The sequence below is a fragment of the Amycolatopsis sp. NPDC104775 genome (genome assembly GCF_055583325.1).
The window spans coordinates 431,395-451,403 of sequence record NZ_JBVJOE010000004.1; the positions used below are offsets into that span (position 1 = coordinate 431,395).

Annotated in this window: 22 protein-coding genes, 1 tRNA gene and 1 pseudogene; 20 read left to right on the forward strand and 4 right to left on the reverse strand. The window is 60.3% G+C overall.

The window, feature by feature from the left end; genetic code table 11:
* Nucleotides 1-4 precede the first annotated feature (4 nt).
* From ACZ63D_RS20610 to ACZ63D_RS20675, 14 genes are all read left to right on the forward strand, one after another.
* The gene (locus tag ACZ63D_RS20610; protein WP_465355924.1) at nucleotides 5-241 is read left to right on the forward strand and encodes a hypothetical protein; all 237 of its coding nucleotides are present in this window, start codon (nucleotides 5-7) and stop codon (nucleotides 239-241) included.
* A complete protein-coding gene (locus ACZ63D_RS20615) occupies nucleotides 238-1,272 on the forward strand; it encodes a phage tail tube protein (RefSeq protein ID WP_465355925.1) in 1,035 nt (344 codons plus the stop codon). The genes ACZ63D_RS20610 and ACZ63D_RS20615 overlap by 4 nt, the downstream gene beginning before the upstream one ends.
* A 66-nt stretch (nucleotides 1,273-1,338) precedes the next feature.
* On the forward strand, nucleotides 1,339-1,842 hold the full coding sequence (locus ACZ63D_RS20620) for an HK97 gp10 family phage protein (protein WP_465355926.1): 504 nt from the start codon (nucleotides 1,339-1,341) through the stop codon (nucleotides 1,840-1,842).
* On the forward strand, nucleotides 1,842-2,180 hold the full coding sequence (locus tag ACZ63D_RS20625) for a hypothetical protein (RefSeq protein ID WP_465355927.1): 339 nt from the start codon (nucleotides 1,842-1,844) through the stop codon (nucleotides 2,178-2,180). Before ACZ63D_RS20620 ends, ACZ63D_RS20625 begins: the two co-directional genes overlap by 1 nt.
* Nucleotides 2,181-2,299: 119 nt before the next feature.
* Entirely contained in the window at nucleotides 2,300-5,371 is a 3,072-nt protein-coding gene (locus tag ACZ63D_RS20630) for a transglycosylase SLT domain-containing protein (RefSeq protein ID WP_465355928.1), read from the forward strand.
* The gene (locus tag ACZ63D_RS20635) at nucleotides 5,368-6,240 is read left to right on the forward strand and encodes a phage distal tail protein (RefSeq protein WP_465355929.1); all 873 of its coding nucleotides are present in this window, start codon (nucleotides 5,368-5,370) and stop codon (nucleotides 6,238-6,240) included. Before ACZ63D_RS20630 ends, ACZ63D_RS20635 begins: the two co-directional genes overlap by 4 nt.
* A 23-nt stretch (nucleotides 6,241-6,263) precedes the next feature.
* Nucleotides 6,264-7,418: a siphovirus ReqiPepy6 Gp37-like family protein gene (locus ACZ63D_RS20640; RefSeq protein ID WP_465355930.1), complete on the forward strand. Its 1,155-nt coding sequence runs from the start codon at nucleotides 6,264-6,266 to the stop codon at nucleotides 7,416-7,418.
* 3 nt (nucleotides 7,419-7,421) lie between these two features.
* Nucleotides 7,422-8,357 carry a hypothetical protein gene (locus ACZ63D_RS20645; protein WP_465355931.1) on the forward strand — a complete coding sequence of 312 codons (936 nt, stop codon included), beginning with the start codon at nucleotides 7,422-7,424 and terminating at the stop codon, nucleotides 8,355-8,357.
* Between the two features lie 10 nt (nucleotides 8,358-8,367).
* Nucleotides 8,368-8,904, forward strand: a complete 537-nt coding sequence (locus ACZ63D_RS20650) for a phospholipase D-like domain-containing protein (RefSeq protein WP_465355932.1) — start codon at nucleotides 8,368-8,370, stop codon at nucleotides 8,902-8,904.
* Nucleotides 8,901-9,200: a hypothetical protein gene (locus ACZ63D_RS20655; protein WP_465355933.1), complete on the forward strand. Its 300-nt coding sequence runs from the start codon at nucleotides 8,901-8,903 to the stop codon at nucleotides 9,198-9,200. The genes ACZ63D_RS20650 and ACZ63D_RS20655 overlap by 4 nt, the downstream gene beginning before the upstream one ends.
* A 2-nt stretch (nucleotides 9,201-9,202) precedes the next feature.
* Nucleotides 9,203-9,568, forward strand: a complete 366-nt coding sequence (locus ACZ63D_RS20660; RefSeq protein WP_465355934.1) for a DUF1003 domain-containing protein — start codon at nucleotides 9,203-9,205, stop codon at nucleotides 9,566-9,568.
* The gene (locus tag ACZ63D_RS20665; RefSeq protein ID WP_465355935.1) at nucleotides 9,561-10,559 is read left to right on the forward strand and encodes a glycoside hydrolase family 25 protein; all 999 of its coding nucleotides are present in this window, start codon (nucleotides 9,561-9,563) and stop codon (nucleotides 10,557-10,559) included. Before ACZ63D_RS20660 ends, ACZ63D_RS20665 begins: the two co-directional genes overlap by 8 nt.
* The gene (locus ACZ63D_RS20670) at nucleotides 10,556-10,870 is read left to right on the forward strand and encodes a hypothetical protein (RefSeq protein ID WP_465355936.1); all 315 of its coding nucleotides are present in this window, start codon (nucleotides 10,556-10,558) and stop codon (nucleotides 10,868-10,870) included. The genes ACZ63D_RS20665 and ACZ63D_RS20670 overlap by 4 nt, the downstream gene beginning before the upstream one ends.
* Before the next feature lie 73 nt (nucleotides 10,871-10,943).
* Nucleotides 10,944-12,023 (forward strand): hypothetical protein, encoded by a 1,080-nt coding sequence (locus ACZ63D_RS20675; protein WP_465355937.1) that lies wholly within the window; start codon nucleotides 10,944-10,946, stop codon nucleotides 12,021-12,023.
* 12 nt (nucleotides 12,024-12,035) lie between these two features.
* On the opposite strand, the gene ACZ63D_RS20680 is transcribed toward ACZ63D_RS20675, so the two are convergent.
* Nucleotides 12,036-12,410, reverse strand: coding sequence for a helix-turn-helix domain-containing protein (locus ACZ63D_RS20680; RefSeq protein WP_465356300.1), 375 nt, complete (start codon nucleotides 12,408-12,410; stop codon nucleotides 12,036-12,038).
* A 422-nt stretch (nucleotides 12,411-12,832) separates the two neighbouring features.
* A tRNA-Glu gene (locus tag ACZ63D_RS20685) sits at nucleotides 12,833-12,904 on the reverse strand.
* 637 nt (nucleotides 12,905-13,541) lie between these two features.
* On the opposite strand from ACZ63D_RS20685, the gene ACZ63D_RS20690 reads away from it, so the two are divergent.
* The 4 genes from ACZ63D_RS20690 to ACZ63D_RS20705 all read left to right on the forward strand — a co-directional run bounded on the left by ACZ63D_RS20690 (nucleotide 13,542) and on the right by ACZ63D_RS20705 (nucleotide 17,008).
* Nucleotides 13,542-14,189 carry a hypothetical protein gene (locus tag ACZ63D_RS20690; RefSeq protein ID WP_465355938.1) on the forward strand — a complete coding sequence of 216 codons (648 nt, stop codon included), beginning with the start codon at nucleotides 13,542-13,544 and terminating at the stop codon, nucleotides 14,187-14,189.
* 159 nt (nucleotides 14,190-14,348) lie between these two features.
* Nucleotides 14,349-14,924 carry a hypothetical protein gene (locus ACZ63D_RS20695; protein ID WP_465355939.1) on the forward strand — a complete coding sequence of 192 codons (576 nt, stop codon included), beginning with the start codon at nucleotides 14,349-14,351 and terminating at the stop codon, nucleotides 14,922-14,924.
* Nucleotides 14,925-15,568: 644 nt separating this feature from the next.
* Nucleotides 15,569-15,838, forward strand: a complete 270-nt coding sequence (locus ACZ63D_RS20700) for a hypothetical protein (protein ID WP_465355940.1) — start codon at nucleotides 15,569-15,571, stop codon at nucleotides 15,836-15,838.
* A 768-nt stretch (nucleotides 15,839-16,606) separates the two neighbouring features.
* Entirely contained in the window at nucleotides 16,607-17,008 is a 402-nt protein-coding gene (locus ACZ63D_RS20705; protein ID WP_465355941.1) for a hypothetical protein, read from the forward strand.
* A 459-nt stretch (nucleotides 17,009-17,467) separates the two neighbouring features.
* Here the strand turns inward: ACZ63D_RS20705 and ACZ63D_RS20710 are convergent, their stop codons facing one another.
* Together ACZ63D_RS20710 and ACZ63D_RS20715 are read right to left on the reverse strand one after the other, a co-directional pair.
* Entirely contained in the window at nucleotides 17,468-17,671 is a 204-nt protein-coding gene (locus ACZ63D_RS20710; RefSeq protein WP_465355942.1) for a hypothetical protein, read from the reverse strand.
* A 204-nt stretch (nucleotides 17,672-17,875) separates the two neighbouring features.
* Nucleotides 17,876-18,040 (reverse strand): annotated as a pseudogene (locus ACZ63D_RS20715) (cytosine permease); the annotation flags it as partial.
* Nucleotides 18,041-18,281: 241 nt separating this feature from the next.
* Between ACZ63D_RS20715 and ACZ63D_RS20720 the strand changes: the two are divergent.
* Entirely contained in the window at nucleotides 18,282-18,953 is a 672-nt protein-coding gene (locus ACZ63D_RS20720) for a response regulator transcription factor (protein WP_037813644.1), read from the forward strand.
* On the forward strand, nucleotides 18,950-20,002 hold the full coding sequence (locus ACZ63D_RS20725; protein ID WP_465355943.1) for a HAMP domain-containing sensor histidine kinase: 1,053 nt from the start codon (nucleotides 18,950-18,952) through the stop codon (nucleotides 20,000-20,002). The genes ACZ63D_RS20720 and ACZ63D_RS20725 overlap by 4 nt, the downstream gene beginning before the upstream one ends.
* Nucleotides 20,003-20,009 lie beyond the last annotated feature (7 nt).

Here is a 20,009-nt window from a genome sequence, read left to right on the forward strand (position 1 = left end):
ATCGATGGTCAAACTCAGGAACAAGCTGGCCGCTGTCAGCCTTTTCTACCCCGAGGGCGATGCTCGCGCACTGGTCATCGACACAGGCGAGACGACCACGATCACGGGCGACCTGATCAATGAACTGGATGACGCATATGTCATCGGCACCAAAGACCGCATTATGGCGTGGCCGAAGGCGCGCTGGGAACTGGTTAAGGAATCGTCCGGCGAAAAGTCCGGCGATAAGGAGAACCGATGACTACAGGTACCGGACTTGATTCTCAAGTTGCATACGGCACCGAGGTCACGTGGGGGACTGCGGTTACCCCGGACCGTACGCTGGAGATGAACGACGAGACGATCAAGCTGAACCCGAAATGGCTGGAGCCGACCGGCCTGCACACGGGCATCAAGTACAAGAGGGCATCGCGGCTTCGCCGTAGCGAGCTGAGCGTCGGCGGCGACATCACGCACGAGCTGGCGACGCTCGGCATCGGTCGCCTGGTGCACTACATGCTCAACTCTTCGCTGACGACGCCTGCGCAGATCGGCACCACGACCGCATACAAGCAGATCCACACGCCGGGGGACTCGTGGGGCTTGAGCTTCACGCTTCAGGTCGGTCGACCAGAGCCGGGCACCGGCACGGTGCGCCCGTTCACCTGGTCTGGCTGCAAGATCACGCAATGGGATCTCGACCTCAAGGACAACGCGATCCCCACGCTTAAGTTGCAGATCGATGGTCGCCAGGAGGACACCACGGTTGCTCCACTGGCCGTGGCGAACTATCTGGCCGGAAGCACGGTCTTCGACTTCAGTCAGTCGACGATCAAGCTTGGCGGTACCGCGAGCACTGCGGCCGGTGAGACCAGCATCAGCGGCGGCATCGCAGCGGCCACGATCCTGGACCAGATCACTATTACTGGTGCAACCCCGATGGACGGCACCCGGTTCGGCATCGGCAACGCTGGCCTGAAGGCGAAGCAGCTGGAGAACGCCACCCCGACCATTAAAGGAAAGATCTCCGGCGAGTTCGGATACGCCGAGCTTTACCAGATCTTCAGCGGTGTCACCACGATTCCGATCCAGTTCACGTTCACCGGGGCGGCGATCGGTGGCGGAAACAGCTACCTGTTCGACGTGATTATGCCTGCCTGCAAGTTCAAGGACATGTCGCCGAACATCAAGGGTCCCGACATCGTCAAAATGACCGAGGACTTCGAAGTCTATTCGGACGAGGTGAACCCGGTCATTCAGATCAAGATCGTGAGCACTGAAACCACCCTGTAGGCAGACATGGTCAATGCCAAGTTGGGGGTTGCCTTCAATACCCGGGGCGCTGAGGATTTCCGAGCTATGGCCCGCAAGCTTCAGCGCCTCGGGCGCGGGGATCTCCGAAAGAAACTCGACCGCTCGCTCAAGGATGCCGGTCAACCCGTGCTGGAGAAGGTCAGAAGGGCAGTCCGGACGCTTCCAGTTAAGGGGACACCCGGCGGGGGAGCCGCGATACGACGAGCATATGCAGTGGGCCGCACGCGCTCCGAAGGCGGACGGAGGCGCGCGGAAGTCCGAAGCCACAGCTTGCGGGATTCGGTCGCGCGTGCGACGGAACTCAACGTTCGCCAGGACGGTATCCGTTTTATTTGCAAAGACAGTCAGATGCCTCCGAGCCAACGGAACCTTCCCGCGCATCTGGATTCCGAAGAGGGGTGGCGGCACCCGCTCTTCGGCGACCGAGAACGTTGGTATCACGAACGCGGCGGACCCTGGTTCCGGAACACCATCGAAAAAGAACAGGGCCGTTTCAATGAGGCGCTTGAACAGGCTCTAGAGGACGTCAAGCGCGAACTGGAGAGATGATGAAGTTCAGCATTGAAGGCCAGATCATCGAGTTCGAAGACAAGTTGCAGGTCCACGAGGCCATGTTCATCTACGAGAAGAGCGGCGGCGTTGGCCTCTCCACGTTCTGGAACGAAATCAAGCTTGGAAATCCGTCGGTGATCGCGGCATTCATCTACGTGTGCAAGCGCAGAGCAAAGGAAGCGGTGACTTGGGAGGAGATCCTTCAGTTGGATCTGCTGACATTCCGTGTCGTGCCACCGGAGGAGAACCTGACCGAAGAGAGCGGTGAGAAGAAGGTGGACCCTCCCGCATCCAACGGTGGGAAGACCCGAAAGCGCGCTACTTCACATACGTGACTGCCTTCGCTCAAGTCTTCCATTTGGACCCGGACCAGGTCCAGCGCATGGAACTGCCGATGTTTGATGTTTTCGCCGATCGACTCGATTACATGATCGAGCACAGCAAGAGGTAAGTCATGGCGGACTTGACCTTTGACGTCCGCGCACTGGACCATGCGGCCGAAACTTTCATTTCTCTGGCCGAACATATCGACAGGTTTGCGGAAAAGCTTGACCGTCTGGATGCCAAAGACGTCTCGATTGGCGTACGAGTCAACGACGAAGAGGCGAACGCAAAACTCGATGAGCTTAACCACAAGGCCGATACGATCGCCGACCATACGCAGTCGAGGTGGCAGCTTATAGCCGAGGCGATCGCTGTCGGCCTAATTGCGTTCGGTCCGGCCATTGAAGGATTGCTCGTTACCGGCGTCGGCGGAGCTTTCATGGCCCTAGCCGTGATAGCGGAAAAGTCGAATGACGATGTCCAGGATTCCTGGAAACAACTGAAGAATGAGCTTAGTGACGGGGCCAAGGAATGGGCATCCAGTGACATTCCATATCTGACCGGCGCGATGGATCAGTTTCGGGTCAGCACTCAGCGACTCGCGGACGACTTTTCGGCGGTTTTCCGGAACATTGGCCCAGGCATTGAGACTGTCGGCACCGGGCTGAGTAAATTCGTCAGCAATCTCATGCCTGGCCTGATCGCAGTCACCGGTACGGCGTCTCAAGTGTTCGGTGGATTCGAAGACTTGCTCGGAAAAACCGGAACCGCGTTTTCTGACATGTTCTTGGACTGGTCCGCTCACAGCGATAGTTTCGCACTTGGGCTAGAGACGTTTGGCGCCACCGTTCAAGACGTTTTCCGCTTGGTGACCAGCATCTTCGACACCCTGACTAAAACCTGGGCCGAGAACGCTGGCCAGATGGTGGATTTGTTCCACAATCTGGCCAGCGTGTTGTCAGGATCGCTGGATGGTGCGTTCGCGATTTTCGGTGGCACGCTCAAGGTTGTTCTGAACGTTTTCAACGGGCTAATGGAGGCAATCGCCCCGATCTCCGGTGCTCTCGGCGGAATCGCCGCAGTGGCAGTGGACGCCTACTTGGCGTTTAAGGTCTTCAGCACAGTGTCGGATTGGTTCGATACAGCGGCTTCCAAACTCGGAAAACTTAACACGGGACTCGGAAACTTTGCTTCCGCAGCCGCCGGACCGGTCTCGGCTGCTGTGTCGATTGTGGTGTTTGCTCTGCAAATGCTGGGGCAAGCACATGCGGATGCAACTGCCAACGCACAGCGGCAAGAGGACAGAGAACGGGACCTGGCGGCTGCGCTGCGCGACTCGAATGGCGTTATCGACGAAAACGTTGACAAGCTAGTGGCGCAGCAACTCGCGCAATATCAGCTCAGCGACGGTACGAGGAACCTTCTCAAGGACACGCAAAACCTTCTCGGGCCAGGGGCGCTCCCAATGCTCACCGAGGCTTATGAGGGCAACGCGACCGCGCAGAAGACGTTGGTTGACCAGCTCAACGGAGTGGTGAACGGAAGCTTCCAGGCGATCACGCCGATTCAGGCGTTGACGACCAACTTCAGCGACATGAAGATCGGTGCCGATGGAACGATCCTCGCCCTGGACGGTACGGGAAAGTCGGCCGCCCAGCTTCGCGACATTATTGCGAACTTTGGCGACACGATGGGCCACGCGAATCAGTACAACATCAACCTCGCCAATTCGCTCGATGCTACGCATACAAAGATCACGCCGCTTCAGCAGGACATGATCGAGCTTAGCGACAACTCGAAGAAAGCTTCCGAGAAGGTCAAGGCGCTAAGTGATGCTTTGAATATTCTGGCAGGGAACAATATCAGTGCGGCGCAGACGGCCGATAATTTCAACAAAGTGGTGCAGCAGCTCTCCGACAGTATCGACAAGAAGGGCAGCAAGGCGCTTGAGGGAAACTCGCTTGCCGCCATCAACAATCGGTTGGCGATTGAGAACGCAGGCAAAGCGGCGCTTGACCACGCGACGGCCGTGTTTAAGCAGACCGGCGACATCAACGCAGCGAAGGACGCACTTAAGGCTGACGAGGGCGTTCTAGAAACCAACGCAGCGAAGACGTACGGCAACCGCGATGCGGTGCATTCGCTCATGGAGAAACTGGGATTGCTGCCCAGTCAGGCCGACACGGCGCTTGGCGGGATGCAGAATTTCGCCAGCAAGACCAAAGACGCCCTGAACTCGATTCCCGACAGGAACATCCAGGTCACTGCCTACGGCAAATGGATCAGCGGCTTTCTAGGAAGCGCGATCGGCGGCGACCAGCCGTCTGCGCCCGGCGCTCCACCTTTGCCGCTCGTCGGCGGTCGGGCGCAAGGTGGTCCGATCGATGGAGTCGGCGGCGAGACTGATGACGCCAACCTGTTCAGGCTGTCCAGGAACGAATATGTGATCCGGGCTGCGTCGCACCGCAAGTACGGCACAGCGTTTTTGGACCGCATCAACGAGGGAACTTTTCCTGGTTTCGCCAACGGCGGCTCGGTGGGACTCAGGTGGCATACGGATGAGGGCGACCTCATCAGTGGTGCGAACAAGTGGCTGGACGAGAAGACTGCACAGTTCGGGGATCAAATCGCCGGTGCGGTTCAGCGGTTCATCGCGCAGGCCAGTGGCAGCTATGGCGCAGGTGTAGGCCAATGGGCACCGCTGGTCCTGCAAGCCCTGGCAATGCTGGGGCAGTCGCCGTCGCTTCTGCCGAACGTCTTGCGACGCATGAATCAGGAAAGCGGCGGCAATCCGAACGCAATAAACCTGTGGGATTCCAATGCTGCCGCGGGACACCCGTCCATGGGTTTGATGCAGACGATTCAGAGCACGTTCGACGCTTATTCAGGCCCGTTCCGAAATCTAGGGCCGTTCAATCCGATGGCGTCGATCTACGCGGGTTTGAACTACGGGCTTCACGCTTACCCCTCGCTGCAATATGCGATGGACAAGCCGGGCGGATACAAGGACGGCGGAATGTTCTACCCGGGTCAGCTTGCATATAACGAGACAAGCACCCCGGAAATGATTCTCACAAAAGAACAGTGGGATTCGCTTGCCAAAAATGGCGGCCGAAAGATTGAAGTGAACATCTACGCGCAGTCCGTGGACGGCAACGACGTGGTCGAAGTGCTGCGGCGGGTGGAGGACATGTATTTATGAGCGGCGAGATTACCGAATGGGTTGACCCATCCGGTGTCTCGACAACGCTTGACGTCGATTGGGATGTCTCGGGCCGATTCATGCCCCCTGTGAAGCTGGTGGAACAGGGATCGCCTGGTCGGCCCGGGGCAATCCTCCGGTCGCAGCGTCACGATGTTCGAGACATGATGCTCACGTTTTGGATGGCATCCGACACGGACGCTAACCTGCGCCTTGCGCTCCGGGATCTGATGGTCGCGATGAATCCGGAACGCGGTCCCGGCATTATCAGAGTCACCGGGCTGGATGGCAATCAACGAGTTCTGCAATGTGTGGCTTCGAGCGGTTTGGAGGTAGTCGAACGGCTAGGCGACTCTTCAGGACTCAGCTCGCAGCGCCTCGTTGTGCACTTCCGTGCTCAATGGCCGTACTGGCAGGACGCTGTACCCATTAGTTGGACGTTCGGTACCGGTGCGCCAGTAGCGTTCTTGAGCAATCCCTTCTTTCCCCTCAACATTACAAATTCAGTGGTCGCCACCGAGCAAACGATCGACAATGACGGCGATGTCGACGCTTGGCCGGTTGTAGTGATCAATGGGCCTGGCAGCGGGATAGTGCTAGTCAACACGACTACCGGAAAGACCACGGACTTATCAACGGTCAACCTCCTAGCGGGACAGCTGCTCACGATTGACATGCGACCGGGGTATAAATCTGTGACGCTGAACAACGGTGGCGTGATCACGAATATGTTCGGATCGTTGAGCGCTGTTTCTGAGCTGTGGAAACTCGTGCGAGGAATGAATAGCATCCAACTGCAAATGACCGGAACGCTGGCCGGGAAATCGCAACTGTCAATCCAGCTGACCCGACAGTATTTGAGCCCCTGATGACAAATCCCTGGACAGTCCGAGTGCGCGACCAGTACCTCAACGAGGTCGGCGAGTGCGATGATTATGACAGCCTGCAAGTGATTCAGCGATGGAACGACGTCGGCACCTGGCAAATGGTGTTGGATCGGGCGTCGCCGATGGCTGGTTATCTGACTACGCCCGGGTACGGGATCAAGGTCATCAACTTCGATCTCCCGAATCCGGTACTCCTCGGAGGCCCGGTTAACTACCGGCAGCACAAAGTTACGATTGATGAGCGGAAGATCACTGTCAATGGGTTCGACGACATGGTCTGGTTGAAGCGTCGCCAAGCGCACCCACAGCCGTTGACCGCTGCTCCACCGTACACGACCAGTGCGTTCGATAATTTCTCCGGGACCTGTTCTACAGTTCTGGATTACTACGTTGATAGGAACGTTGGTGTAAATGCTCTCGCGGCGCGGAAGGTGCCGGGATTTACTACGAGCCTGGACCCGGTGATCGGCGCACAGGTGAGTGGATCGGCGCGCTGGCAGAATCTACTGAAGATGCTTCAGGAGCTAGCAGTTTCCGGCGGCTCGAACATCGGGTTCCGCATGACATATCCGCGCAACAAGTTCATCCAATTCACTCCGTATCAGGCTGCCGATCGAACTGCTTCGGTTATTTTCTCCGAGGAGCTTGGCAACCTATCCGAATTCACCTACGACACGACGGCCCCGGAAGGCAATTACGTCTACGTCGGAGGGGCAGGCGACGGCACTGCGCGCACTATCCGCGAATATCAGGATTCGACGTCGATAGCGGTATGGGGGCGCATTGAACCGGATCTCGTCAACCGGAGCGACACGACTGACTCGACACAGATGCAGCAAGCGGGGACCAGTGCCCTGACCGACAACCAGGAGAAAGCGACGCTGAGCATCACGCCGATTGATACGTCGAGCATGATGTTCGGGCGGGATTACTTTTTGGGCGACAAGGTCACCTTGCAGGTGGAGGGGCCTGCCGCTACACCCGGCTACGAGTCCGGCCAGCTCCAGGACATCATCCGAGAAGTACAGCTGAACCTCACCGTGGACGGGCTCAACTCCGCCGTGCCCAGCATCGGCACTCCCGGTCGGCTGGAGGTCTTCCGACTGATGCGCGCATTCCGGGAACTCCGAAGTCGCGTCATCAACATTGAGAGGCATTAGCTCATGACTGGGACTCTGATTGACAACTACATCCCATATGGCACCGGTGCAGGTCAATCCGTAACTGAGAATCTATGGCGCAGCATGATGAAGCGCGCCACTATCGATGGTGTTATCGAGAAGGTTCTCGGGGAATTCCTAGTCATCGGTGATTCGTCGGGTATGCAGGTAAAGGTTAATTCCGGCGAGTGCTGGATTCAGGGCAACTGGGGTCAGAACCTTTCTCAGCGAACGCTCGGCATCGCAGCTAACACATCAGGGCAAACGCGCATCGATCTTGTGGTTCTGCGCAATGACTTCGTGGCTCACGACATCGTCATCGATGTTCTCCAGGGTACTCCGGGGGCGAGTCCGCTGCCTCCCTCGGTGACTCAGGATGCGACGAAATGGGAAATTCCTCTAGCTCCGGTGACGGTAATTAACAACGCTTCCACGATCACGGCGGGGAACGTCGGAGACACGCGGTTGTGGTCGGATGCCGCTTTCTTGGTCAGAGTTCACCTTCTCGGGACCAGTGCGGGAATTCCGGCGAACACAGACATCTATGCGCAGGGCGGCTGGGGCGCGGACTATGACGCTCTTGACCTTTTTCATCCTTCCGGAGACGCGGGATTCTCTTACATCCTGATCCCCGTCAGCGGTTGGTATGAAGTCACCTATCGCTCCAACTACAACTGCACGAGCGGCATCGCGGTCAATTACGTGACAGTGAACAGCCGCACTGCGGGTGCCTCTGTCGTTCGCGACAGCAAGCCAGCAGTGGTTGGCGGTGGCGACGGTACGTGGCTCTTCGCCAGTCGAAAAGTAAAGCTGAACGCGGGAGACAAGCTGTACTGGGGGAACTGGGCCTCTGTCGGATGTCAGCTGATGGCCACCGTCTTCAATGTCAACACAGAGATCTTCGTCAGAAAGACGAACGACACGCCGAACACGGCGTAGGAGGCTACCGATGCTGGCCAGCCTTTCCGAACTGGACAAATACAAGACTGGCGGATTCCCCGCCGGGTACCCTGACGATATCCGAACCTTTTACAGTCCTGTTGACAACGTGCACGGTGCCCTTGTTGCGTTGGTCAAATCTGCCTCGTTCAGGCTGGACATCGCGATGTACGGCTTCGACGATGACGAGCTTTCGGATGTCATCAAATCTAAGCTTGACGATGAGCACTGCGCAGTCAACCTGACGCTCGACTCTTCTCAGGCTGGAGGAGTTCACGAGCGGGAGCTTCTGGCGAGGGACTCTTACCCGAGCAACTCCGTGGCGATCGGCCGCTCCGAAAAGGGTGCGATCATGCACCTGAAGATGATCGTCATCGACGGCCAGGACACGGCCAACGGCTCCACGAACTGGAGCGAGGCCGGAGAAACCAAACAGGACAACCAGCTTACGGTAATTAGAAGCATGGATGTCGCTGCCGAAGCTACCGCACGACTATGCGCTATTCATCAGCACATGCTGGATGCTCAGAAGCGGCGCGGCAAATGAGCGACGACGCCCCCCGTATCAGCTATACCGTGCAAGAGATCCTGGAACGCATCGAGTCGAAAGTGGACCGACTCTCAGGCGCTCTGGATCACAAGGCAGACCGGCAGGATATCGACGCGCTGCACTCCCGCGTGAATCATGTCGTTTCTCGGGTATCAGCGCTCGAAACCGAATCGGAACACCGCAAGCGAACGGAAACCCGCCTCGACAAGCTGAAAGAGTGGTTGCCCTCGCTATTGATCGGAGTGTTAATCGTGGTCGCCACGCTGGTGGGGCCGATGCTGGCGGCGAGGTAGACATGAGCATAGAGCGTTTAAACCATCCGGCGGTCCGCAGTGGCGCGCAATTGTCTTTTGGGGAGAAGGCTGCCGATATCTTGAAGGCCGGGTTTTCCACCTGGCGAGCGCTGTTGGCCATCCTCGCGGTCATGGGGATCTGGATCGCAACATGCGGATTTGGTGCCGATACGTTCCCATTCATCCTGCTGAATCTGTGTCTTTCCTGCCTCGCCGCGTTGCAATGCTTCATTCTGCTGATCGCTGCGAAGCGCACAGACCAGGTGGCCATGGAGTTGGCGAACCACGACTACGAGGTGAACCGGCGGACTCTGGAAATCCTGGAACGCATTGCGTCTCACCTGGAAGAGGTACCAAAAGATGAGTGACCCTGTCTGGGGATACGATATCTCGGGCTATCAGGCAGACAATATTGATCCCGTTCGAGCGAAGGCCGAAGGTTTCTCGTTCGTCTTCGTCAAAGCCACACAGGGGAACTGGTACAAGAATCCGTACTTCGGCAGTCAGTACGGGCGCTCGAACCAGGCTGGCTTGATCACGGTTCCGTATGTGTTCCTGGAATCGAAGTCCAGCGCGAAGGCTCAGGCGGACTTCGCATGCACGGTCCTTCCGCCGGGGTGCCCGGTAGCGCCGGATGCCGAATGGATTAAGGACAAGAGTGGGAACATCACTTCGGCGGTCGACTGGCCCACCACGCTGGAGTGGGTGAACCTTATGCGCCAGTACGGGCATCCCGTTCCGGTGGCCTACATTCCGCACTGGTACTGGGCGCATTGGGGCAGTCCGGACATGAGCGCTCTGCGCTGTCCACTGTGGCCGTCGAAGTACCCCGACATGAACGGCGGCTATGCCAGTCAGATCTACGCGCGGATCTCGGCGGATTCCTGGAACGGCTACGGAAACCTCGGAGTCGCCGTACTGCAATTCAGCAGCTCGGCGACCGTGGCAGGCCATGTCGGCACTGACGTAAACGCGTATCGCGGCACGGTCGAGCAGCTCCGTGCCCTGCTTCTCGGAAATGAGGATGACATGAACGAAACCCAGTCGGCACAGCTGTCCACCGTTGCTCAGGACGTGGCTTACCTGAAGCAGGTATTCAGCCGCTACCCGGATTCGGCGACGAACGGCGACCACGACAAGAGCGGGATTGCCGTCTACGACGCGGCTGAGGACGTGCGGCGTCTCGTAGGGATGGTGAACTCCCTGGGCGCACAGGTCGGCGCACTCTCGAACGCGGTTGCGAAGCTGGCGGCGTCGCCGGACATCACGCCGGAGACGCTGAAGGCCATGCTTGACGAGGCTGTCTCTCAGCATGTCCAGATCACGGGAACAGTCGAGATCACCGGGAAGCAGGCATGATCCGCGATCTTCTGCTCAACGTCATCAGGACCCTGGTGCCTGGCTGGTGGGCTGCGCTCATCGCGTTTTTTGCTGCTCACGGCGTGCTGACCGGAGCGTCGGTCGACCTTGCCTCGAACTTCGGTGCGACCGTGGTCGTCCCGGCTCTGCTCGCATTGGTGTACGCCGTGTGTCACCTCGCTGAGGTTGGCTTGCAGAAGGTCCCGCAGCTGGTCAAGGGCAAGCCGTGGGCGGGCGCGGCTGCCGCTGCCGCGAAGGTGCTGAACGTGCTGCTGTTGGGAGCGCCCAGCTCGATGCTCGCCAAGGTCTGACGCGGGGCGATGCGGCTCGGGGTTCACGTATTATCGGCGTTCCAAGTCGAAGTTCGAGGAGGAGCGTCCGCTGATGAGCCCCGAGCCGCTGGAGTGGAACCCCCCGAAGCCGCGCCAGCTCCCTGCCATGCGCGAGGAGATGGCGGATCGGATGCTCAGCCCATTGCTGGCGAAGCATGTCTCTGTGCTGCTCGCGAACGGCGCTGGCACGGTCAACCCCGATCCGGATGACCCGGACAGGGCAGCCGCCATCCTGCTCATCGAAGAGCGCAGCCGCCTGATGTCGGCCGACCTGTATTCGATCTCGGGTGAGATGACGCAGGTGACGATCAGTGCCGGGGCCAAGCTCCCGACCTGGGAAGTCCGGCCGGAGGACATTCCGTCAGAGTCCGGCTTGATGGTTTTCGACGAGCCGATAGGGTACTACGAGACCCAAGCGCCCCACGAAGAACCGAAGATGGTTTCGATCATTGCGGCATCCTGGGGCAAGACCCATATCGTGAAAGATCCCGATAATCACGTGTGGGTGACGTTCTGGTCGCTGCACCACACAGAAATAGGAGTGGAGAGCGCCCACGAGATGGGATTGTCCTATCGTCAAGCTCGGTACTTGCAGGAGCAGTTGGGCACGTATTCGTGGGACAACGAAGCCCTGCTGAAGTTCAACTCGTCGGACGTGACGGCGACGATTGACGGCAAGTCCAGGAAGGTAGACCCGGCCGATCACAGTCTTCTCTCTCAGACGACGCTTTCCTGGATTCAGACCGTGCGCGCCGCGTGGTTGCTGTTGAAGCAGGACACGCAGAAGAATCGGCCGATCGCGGATATCGAGGAGCTTCCGCTGTCGAAAACTGTTCGGCGTCGCATGAGCAGTGAGGGATTCAATTCCTCTCCGGTGCGTGTCATCACGCTGCATAAACGCCATCAGGCTGCCCGTGGCGGCGAACATCCCAGCGGTTACAAGGTGAAGGTTCGTTCGCACGTCGCTGGGCATGTGCGCTGGCAACCGTACCCGTCTCGCGACGTGATCGAACCCATCTGGATCGAAAGCTATGTCCGTGGCCCTGATGGGGCACCCTTCTCGACGAAGGCGACCACGGTAAAGGTTTTAGACCGACCGCCCGGCGGCAGGCCGCCGATGGGGGGGAAGTAGCGCGGTGCCCGACTAGGAGTGAGCTTGAGGTTTGGTCTGGCAGCATGCGCATTGTTCGCAGTGGTCGGTTAATCCCATCGCTGCGAACCAGCACTGTGTGCAGGTGTCGGGAACGTTGACCTGCATCCAGTCGGCGCGGGCCTGATCGGTGCGAAGCGCGGATTGGTCGCCTCCTCTCGGCCGGGGCCGAATTCCGATCCGGACGAGTCCCCGGCGGATGGTCCCATACCCGGCACTGTGTTCCTCTGCTATCGCCTGAAAGGTTGCGCCATTAACGTAGCGCCGTACAATCTTCTCCCAGTCGAGATCGTTGCGTTTATATCCACGTCTTTCCTCTGGAGGATCGATATTACACTCATCGGCGATGCGTTTCGCGAGTCGGCTCATCCATGACAGGCTCAAGTCGTGTTGTTTGGCTAGCGAGGACAGCGTTGCGCCGTTTAGCCATGCTTGGAGGATAGCGGTGTTGCGGTCGAGTTCAGGCAGCGGACCGGGAGGTTCATTATTCTTCACGGCAGTACTAACCCCTCATGATGGCATTAATGCTAGGCGCGGCAAGAGTGTTGATTCGCACGGGGCGGCGACGCCCCTGCCGCAACATCGAAGCGTTCTTTAGGCAGGCAGATCAGTCGGTTGTGGTTTCATTCTCGTCTTCGTCGCCCCAAGGCAGACAAGGGCTGTTGGCCCTGCGGATCTCCTCCGGAGTAAGACGATTGGTCTGATCGCACTTCTCCCCCCAGACTCGAAATCCTCGGGTCATGGAGTTCTTGCTATTTTCATTGCTGTTGTTCTCTTTATTGGTAGCCACGTTGCCTCGCTAGGATTCGAACCTAGAATTCCTGGATGAAATCCTGGAGCGTTGCCGATTTCGCCACGGGGCATGGTTCGTTGCCAACGGAAGCGCCTGCTGGCCATTCGTCAACGATTGCGTCCGGTTCTCGCGCGTGCTTCGGGGGTGCATCGTCACGGCGGAGCACGGTAGCGGATCAGCTGCCCGCTGCAACAGGTCCCGTGGCTGATAAGCTTGCGAGTGCCCCCTTTTGGTGGCGTTGTGCCGCGTTCCTTGCCGACAACGAGGTAGCGGTACCTCGGCCCCCTGGTTGTGATCGTTTTACGGTCTGACCAGGGGGCTTCTTTCGTGTTCGAGGCATGCTTGCGCGCCTCGGGGGTGTCCTGTACTGTACAGGACATGGATGAACCTAACGGGACAGCGGAGGCGTCACCGGACTCCGGCAACACCGGGCGCGGCCCTTGCAAGAGCGGGTGGTGCATCGCTTCGTACTGCGACGGCGTGAACCACGTGGATGCCACGGGATGCGCTTGGACGGAGGAGAGAGATGACGAGTGCGAGCAAACGCACTGAGCTGTGCCTAGGCACCAATGCGTCGATGGGTGGCATACAAGGCGGCATGCGACGCGGACGGAAGGCTGCGTGTCCCGTGTGCGGACGAAGGATTGGCATTCGGCCCGGTCGGGCAGGTCGGCTCTACGCGCACAATCCAGGGAAGGAGGCGGGCGATGACCGAGGCGGCCAAGAAGAACCGAGAGGCATGGCTGGAAGAAGCGATCGAGATTTTTAGGCCGCGCTTCAAGGAGATCGAGTACCCGTTGCCAGACGTCATCCACGTGTCGGTCGGTTTCGGCTACGGAGCCAAGGCGGAGGCGAAGGTGATGGGTACGGCTTGGGCGCGATCCGCCTCCGAGGATGGCGCGAACCATGTCTTCATCTCACCCGAGCTGGGAGACACGTTCGATGTGTTGGAGACGCTTCTGCACGTGCTGGTGCACGTCGCCGACGATTGCCAGAGCGGGCATCGTGGCGTGTTCGCAAACATCGCAGCTGCGCTGGGATTGCAAAAGCCCTGGAGTTTCAGCCCGGCCAGTCCGGCAGTCCAAGCAGAGCTGCTGACCATCGCCGATTCGCTAGGCACCTACCCACACGGTGTGTTGCACCCGCAGCTGGAGCCGGTCGAGATGCCGGTCGGGCCGGATGGCGAACCGATCTCGAAACCGTCGAAGCTGCACAGCGGGCCGAAGAAGCAGGGTACTCGGATGTTGAAGCTAAGCTGCCCGAAGTGCGGATACACGGTGCGCACGACGCGCACATGGCTGGAGAAGGGATACCCGAAGTGTCCCACTGGAGACACGATGGAGAAAGTGTCGTGATGAGACCGTCCGGGGTAGTGGGTAGCTACCCCGGACGGCACCGCGCATTCTAGCATCAAGCGTTTAAACGGTACGACACGAAGAGTCAGGGAACAGATGGCGGGAAAATCGAACGGTCTGAGCACGTATCACGTGAGGCGCAACCTGTACAGGCGGGTCATGGAGGACGGACGGCTCATTGCCGATATGGCAGCGGATCAGTTCCCGATAGACTCGAAAGAACATTTCGAGAAGATGGCGAAAATGTGGCTCGGCGACCGGAGCGAGTTGTCTTCGATGACAATCGCGAGTGCGGACTGGGGTAAGCTGTTCGAAGAGTTTCGCCAGGTCGGGAAAGGTGAATTGGAATTCGAAGATAGTTCTGGCGAGCAATTCAGTGCTTTTGTTGATTCCAGTGAGAGGGCGCTGAAGCTGCTCGAAACCATGCAGAAGAGAATTCGCCGGAGGGCGGAGAGCGAGATTGCCAAGGAACACGACTCGGAGCTTGGTGAGGCTCACAACGGCTTGATCAAAGGCCGGTATCTGAGGGTTGGAAAGGTGGTCAAGGTTGGCGACTCGTGGCTCCGGATCGAGACCCGGGGCGGTGTGGGCGCTAGCACCGGGCTGGTGCATATGACCGTGGTCGACGAACACGGGAACGCGGGCCGTGCGGTCGTTAGCGCGGACGAGGAATGTGAGGTTCTTGACGAGTTTCCGAAGCGGAGGCCGAGGCGAGCCAGGGGGAGGAGCGCATGAATGCGGCTCGCGGGATAGAGGGTAGCTACCCCGCGAGCCGCTCGCTCGGAGCGTTTAAACGGCAGGAGGCACGATGATCGGGGAGCGGTCGACCTGGACTCGCTTCAGGGCAAGGAATAGGGGAAGCCATGGGCGTGAGGACAGCTGTAGGTCCGTGTTTCAACTGCAAGACGCCGTTCCAATTCAATCCGGAGACCGTGCAGAGCGTTCCTATCGACCCGGAAACCGGATTGTCGCCAGACACGGGCGGGAACCCTGATCGCGCTATAAAGGTGCCCATCTGTCCGAGCTGCTGTACAGCGGCGAATGTTAAGAGGCGTAAGAGCGGGCAGCCGTTGTACAACGAGTCCGATTCGTTGGAGCCGCTTCTGAGGAACAGGGAAGAGTAGTGAGTGGAATAAGAGGAATGTTCAACAAGCGTTGCTTCACTCCGGGCTGCGATGGCCAGGCCCTGTATGTCACCTGCGAAGATGCCAAGCGGCCGGACGCACTGGGGCGGTGGCGATGCGGTAAATGCACGGAGGAGGCCGGGCACTGCGCTGGTTGCGCGCCGGGCGGCGGACATGATCGGACGTGTCCGTGCAGCTACCACCCGAGACACGTCTTGCCGCTGGAAATTCGGTGTGAACTGAGGAGGAATGAGAATGCCTGAGCTGCTCGGGGGTGACGCACTCTTGGAAGACAATGAGGTTGACCCTGGCGATATGTCCAAGGTGGAATATCGCGAGCATCTCAAGGAGATTGGAGCCAAGCGCATCCAGTTGCGGCGCGAGTTGGATAAAATCAATGGCGAAGTTCGCGATCTTCTGACTGATGCGGAGAAATACGACGTGTCGGAAAAAGAGGCTGCCAAGTTGCTTCAGGTCAGCCGTATGTCAGTCCGCAACTGGATGGGTAAGTCGGGGGCACCGTGAGTGGAGAGGCTCGGCTGAACGAGCATGGGACGCGTGTGGAGATGGTCGCCTTGTTGCGCGAGAAGGCGGAGGCGTGGTTCCACTTAGGCAAGCCTCAGAAGCGTGTCGACGAGGCCAAGAAGGCTGCTGACCTGCTCGAACGAGGATATTCGTCCGTTCGAGTGGGTGTGACCTGCTACGAGGTGACAGACGACTAGTCAAGCGGTAGCTTGTGTGACCTGCGCCGATTGATCTCGGAGCAGAAGCTACAGAGTCAGTACAACTTCATGAACACCCAAGCGGACAGCGCCCCAAGCGCTGAGAACGTCGCTTGACTTCCAGCCCGTCTTTTTGGGTCAGGAGGGCAAGTAGAGTTCGCTTGCCCTTCGGCCCGAAGAGGCGGGCTGGTTGCTTTTACGACCTATAACCTGCCCATCGTTCCGGTTGGTCACGGAACATCTGAACCGAGGTATAACTCCATGGACACCCAAGCGGACAGCGCTATTGCGCTGGGAACGTCGCTTGACTTTCGGCCCGCCAATGGTGGCCCAGAGCAAGCGGCACGTGCTCTCGGCTCGCCCGGCGAGGCCGAGTCATGCTGAGCATCTTCATTATCCTCACTGTTGTGAGCCTGGCGGTAACCGCGTGGGCGCTCGTTCCCGAGTTTCTTGAACGAACGTCTGTAGGTAACCGGGTCCGGTGTTGGTGGATGAACTTTCATCACCCGCTGGAGAAGGTGAGGCGGCTGTGAGTGCTTTGATGCCGCGCACCACGAAATTCCGTCCTAACATGCGCGTGAAGATTAGGACGTACGTTGTGGTCGAGCCAAAAGAGGAAGGGGAGAAAAGAACCTTCCGCGAAGGCTATCCGCTGCGAGGTACGGTCGCGCATTTCGAACCCAGTTGCTTCAATGGCTACACCATCCCTGTAGCCATCGATTATGGGATCACCGAGGCGATCCCGGTAGGCGACCTGACCAGGATAGACGACGAGATCGTGTATCCAACCCGTGGCCGGTCGAGGGCTCCCCGGACAGTGAACAGGCCGCGTGCCGCTGGGCGGTGGGTTGCAGACCCGAAGGAACCTGAGAAGCCAGAAGAACCGGAGGAACCCGGGGCTTCGGCGAATGAGGTGGCTGAGGAACCCGGGGCTTCGGAGGGCTCCGAGGCTCGTAATCCCTCCGAAACGTAATGCTGTACCGGAGGGACTACACCCTCAGGGATCACGTCAAAACCAAGTTGAGCCACTACTACCCGAAGCGGGATTTGGCAGAGCCAGCATTCTACCTGGTGATCTCATTGTGCGAGATTGGTGATTTGCCTGAGCGGCACGACAAGCACCAAATCTCAATCGACGTGAATCTGAGGTATCCGACATGTCGGCTTTGTGGATCGCGATTCAACGAGCTGAAGTGAATAGCTAGATCGCCTGTCTGGCGTGGGGCGTGCACCTTATCCCCCCGACCGACTCGCGCCAGCCGGGTTCCCATATGGGAGAGCAGTGCCCCGGTCGCTCACAAGGCGGCCGGGGCACTGTCGTGTCTGAGGCTGGCGAAGAAGAAGTAACGGTGGCGACAGCGAAGTGGCTGTGGTAACGCAGCCGACCAGCCCGCTGCTCACTTCGCTGTTCTTACCTGGCTGTCCAGGCCACCTAGGCGCGAGAGTCTAGCGCAAGATCGGCCCTGCGTTCGGCGCGGACCCAGTCCCGGAACTCGGACAGCTCACCGGGCTCGAAGACGTCCTCGCAGGCCCATTCGTCCAGGGAGGAACTGATCGGCTGGGGGTTCTTCGCGGCGAACAAGGCGTCACGCAGCTCCGGGCCGTCCAGCTCGTGGTACGGGCTGTGCATCGCCATCGCGTCTACCTCCCCCCGCTGAGGCCGTGGGCGGCCCCCCTCCGGTCTCTTGCCAGATTGCGGAGAGCGGGGCCGCCTCGGTTCGTGTGCAATCCCTTCGAGATCGCGGGGCCATACTAGCAGCTCGCGAGGTGGCCGAAAGGCCCTCTGGTCCGTATACCCGCAGGTCAGAGGGCCTTTCGGTCACTTATGTGTTTTGCCCCGGATGTTGTGCGCCATGCCCATCCACAGCGCGAAATAGTTGTACGTCGTCCAGGTCCGCTTCTCGACCGGGACCGGGGCCAGTTCGTCGTTGAAGAACCGGCTGTCGCGCAGCGCCCGCACGTCACCGAGGTCCACCCGGCTGTGCTCACGTGTCGTCGGCTCCATTGCGGAATCCTGCGCGCCGGGCGGGGGCCGGGGGCAGAGACAGTCTGTTCACTGTTCGGCCGCCCTCGGCGCAGTCTGTCGATTGCGCCGAACCGCGCCGAAATGCATGACCTGCGTCACAACCTGTCCGTCATCCCGGGGCAAAAAGGCGGAAACATCTCCACCGGATCTCCACAACTCGCCCGGATGGCCTCCACGGCGATTGCTTAAAGTCGGCGGCATGGACAACGGGGGAAGACGGGTGCTGGTCGTCGAGGACGACCTCACCATCGCCGCGTCGATCGATGCCCGGCTGAGCGCGGAAGGATTCTCCGTGACCGTCGCGCACGACGGCCCCGCCGCGGTCGACGCGGAGGCGGCGACCAGCCCCGACCTGGTGGTTCTCGACGTGATGCTGCCCGGTTTCGACGGCCTCGAGGTGTGCCGCCGGATCCAGGCGCGACGGCCGGTGCCGGTGCTGATGCTCACCGCCCGCGCGGACGAAACCGACCTGCTGGTGGGCCTCGGCGTCGGCGCGGACGACTACCTCACGAAGCCGTTCTCGATGCGCGTGCTGTCGGCGCGGATCCAGGCGTTGCTGCGCCGCGTGGAGCGTTCGTCGGCCGCCGCGGAGGAACGGATCGTGCTGGGAGATCTGGAGATCGACATCGCGGAGCGTCGGGTTCGCCGAGGGGGCGAACCCGCCCAGCTGACGCCGATCGAATTCGATCTCCTCGTGCATTTCGCCCGTCGTCCGCGCGCGGTGCAGCCAAGGGAGCGGCTGCTGAGCGAGGTGTGGGACTGGGACGTGCAGGCGACCGGAGCCGGCACCCGGGCGGTGGACAGCCACATCAAAGCGTTGCGGCGGAAGCTCGGCGCGGATCTGATCCGGACCGTGCACGGCGTCGGCTATGCGCTGGAGGTGCCCGCGTGAAGCCGTTTTTCGCGAAGGCCGTCGATTTCCTGCCGAGGCCGCTGGACGGGATCCGCTCCATCAAGCTGAAACTGGCGATCCTGATGGTCGCGTCCGGCGCGATCGCGTTCGCGTTCTTCCGCTACCAGATCGGCTGGCTGCCGCCGCGGACGACGGTGACCGCGGTAGTGATCGCGCTGCTGACGTCGCAGATCCTCGCGCACGGCATGACCCGGCCGCTGCGCGAGATGACGGCGGCCGCCCGGGCGATGGCGAAAGGCGACTACACCCGCCGGATCCGCGCCACCGCCCGCGACGAGGTCGGCTCGCTGGCCGCGGCCTTCAACCAGATGGCCGCCGACCTGTCCGCCGCGGACCGGCAGCGCCGGGAACTGATCGCGAACGTCTCGCACGAACTGCGGACGCCGATCACCGCGCTGAACGCTGTCCTGGAGAACCTGGTGGACGGTGTCGCTTCGCCGGACCCCGCGACACTCCGCACGGCGTTGCACCAGACCGAACGCCTGGGCAGGCTGGTCACCGAACTGCTGGACCTGTCGCAGATCGACGCCGGAACCCTGCCGCTCGACCGCACTCCAGTCGATCTGGCGGGCTTGCTGGCCGAGGTCGCCGCAGAGGCCGAGGCGATGGCCGCGGCGGCCGGTCGCGGCGTGCGGTTCGCGGTCTCGGTGACCCCGGCGGGCGCGACGGTGCCCGCCGACCGGGAACGGCTGTACCAGGTGGTGCTCAACCTGCTGGAGAACGCCGCCCGGCACGGCCCGGCCGGGGGAGAAGTGGCGGTGCTGGCGCGCGTCGAGGCCGGGGAGGCCCGGATCGAGGTGCACGACCAGGGCCCGGGAATCCCGGAACCCGACCGGGACCGGGTGTTCGAACGCTTCACCCGCGGAGAACGCGCCGGAGGCGGCGGCACCGGACTGGGGCTGTCGATCGTGCGGTGGGTGGTGGAACTGCACGGCGGGACGGTCGCGGTGGTCGACCCGGATCCGGTCGAGGCGGCGCCTGGCGGCGGCGGGCCGGGGTGCCGGATCCGGGTGACGCTGCCAGCTTGACGGCGAG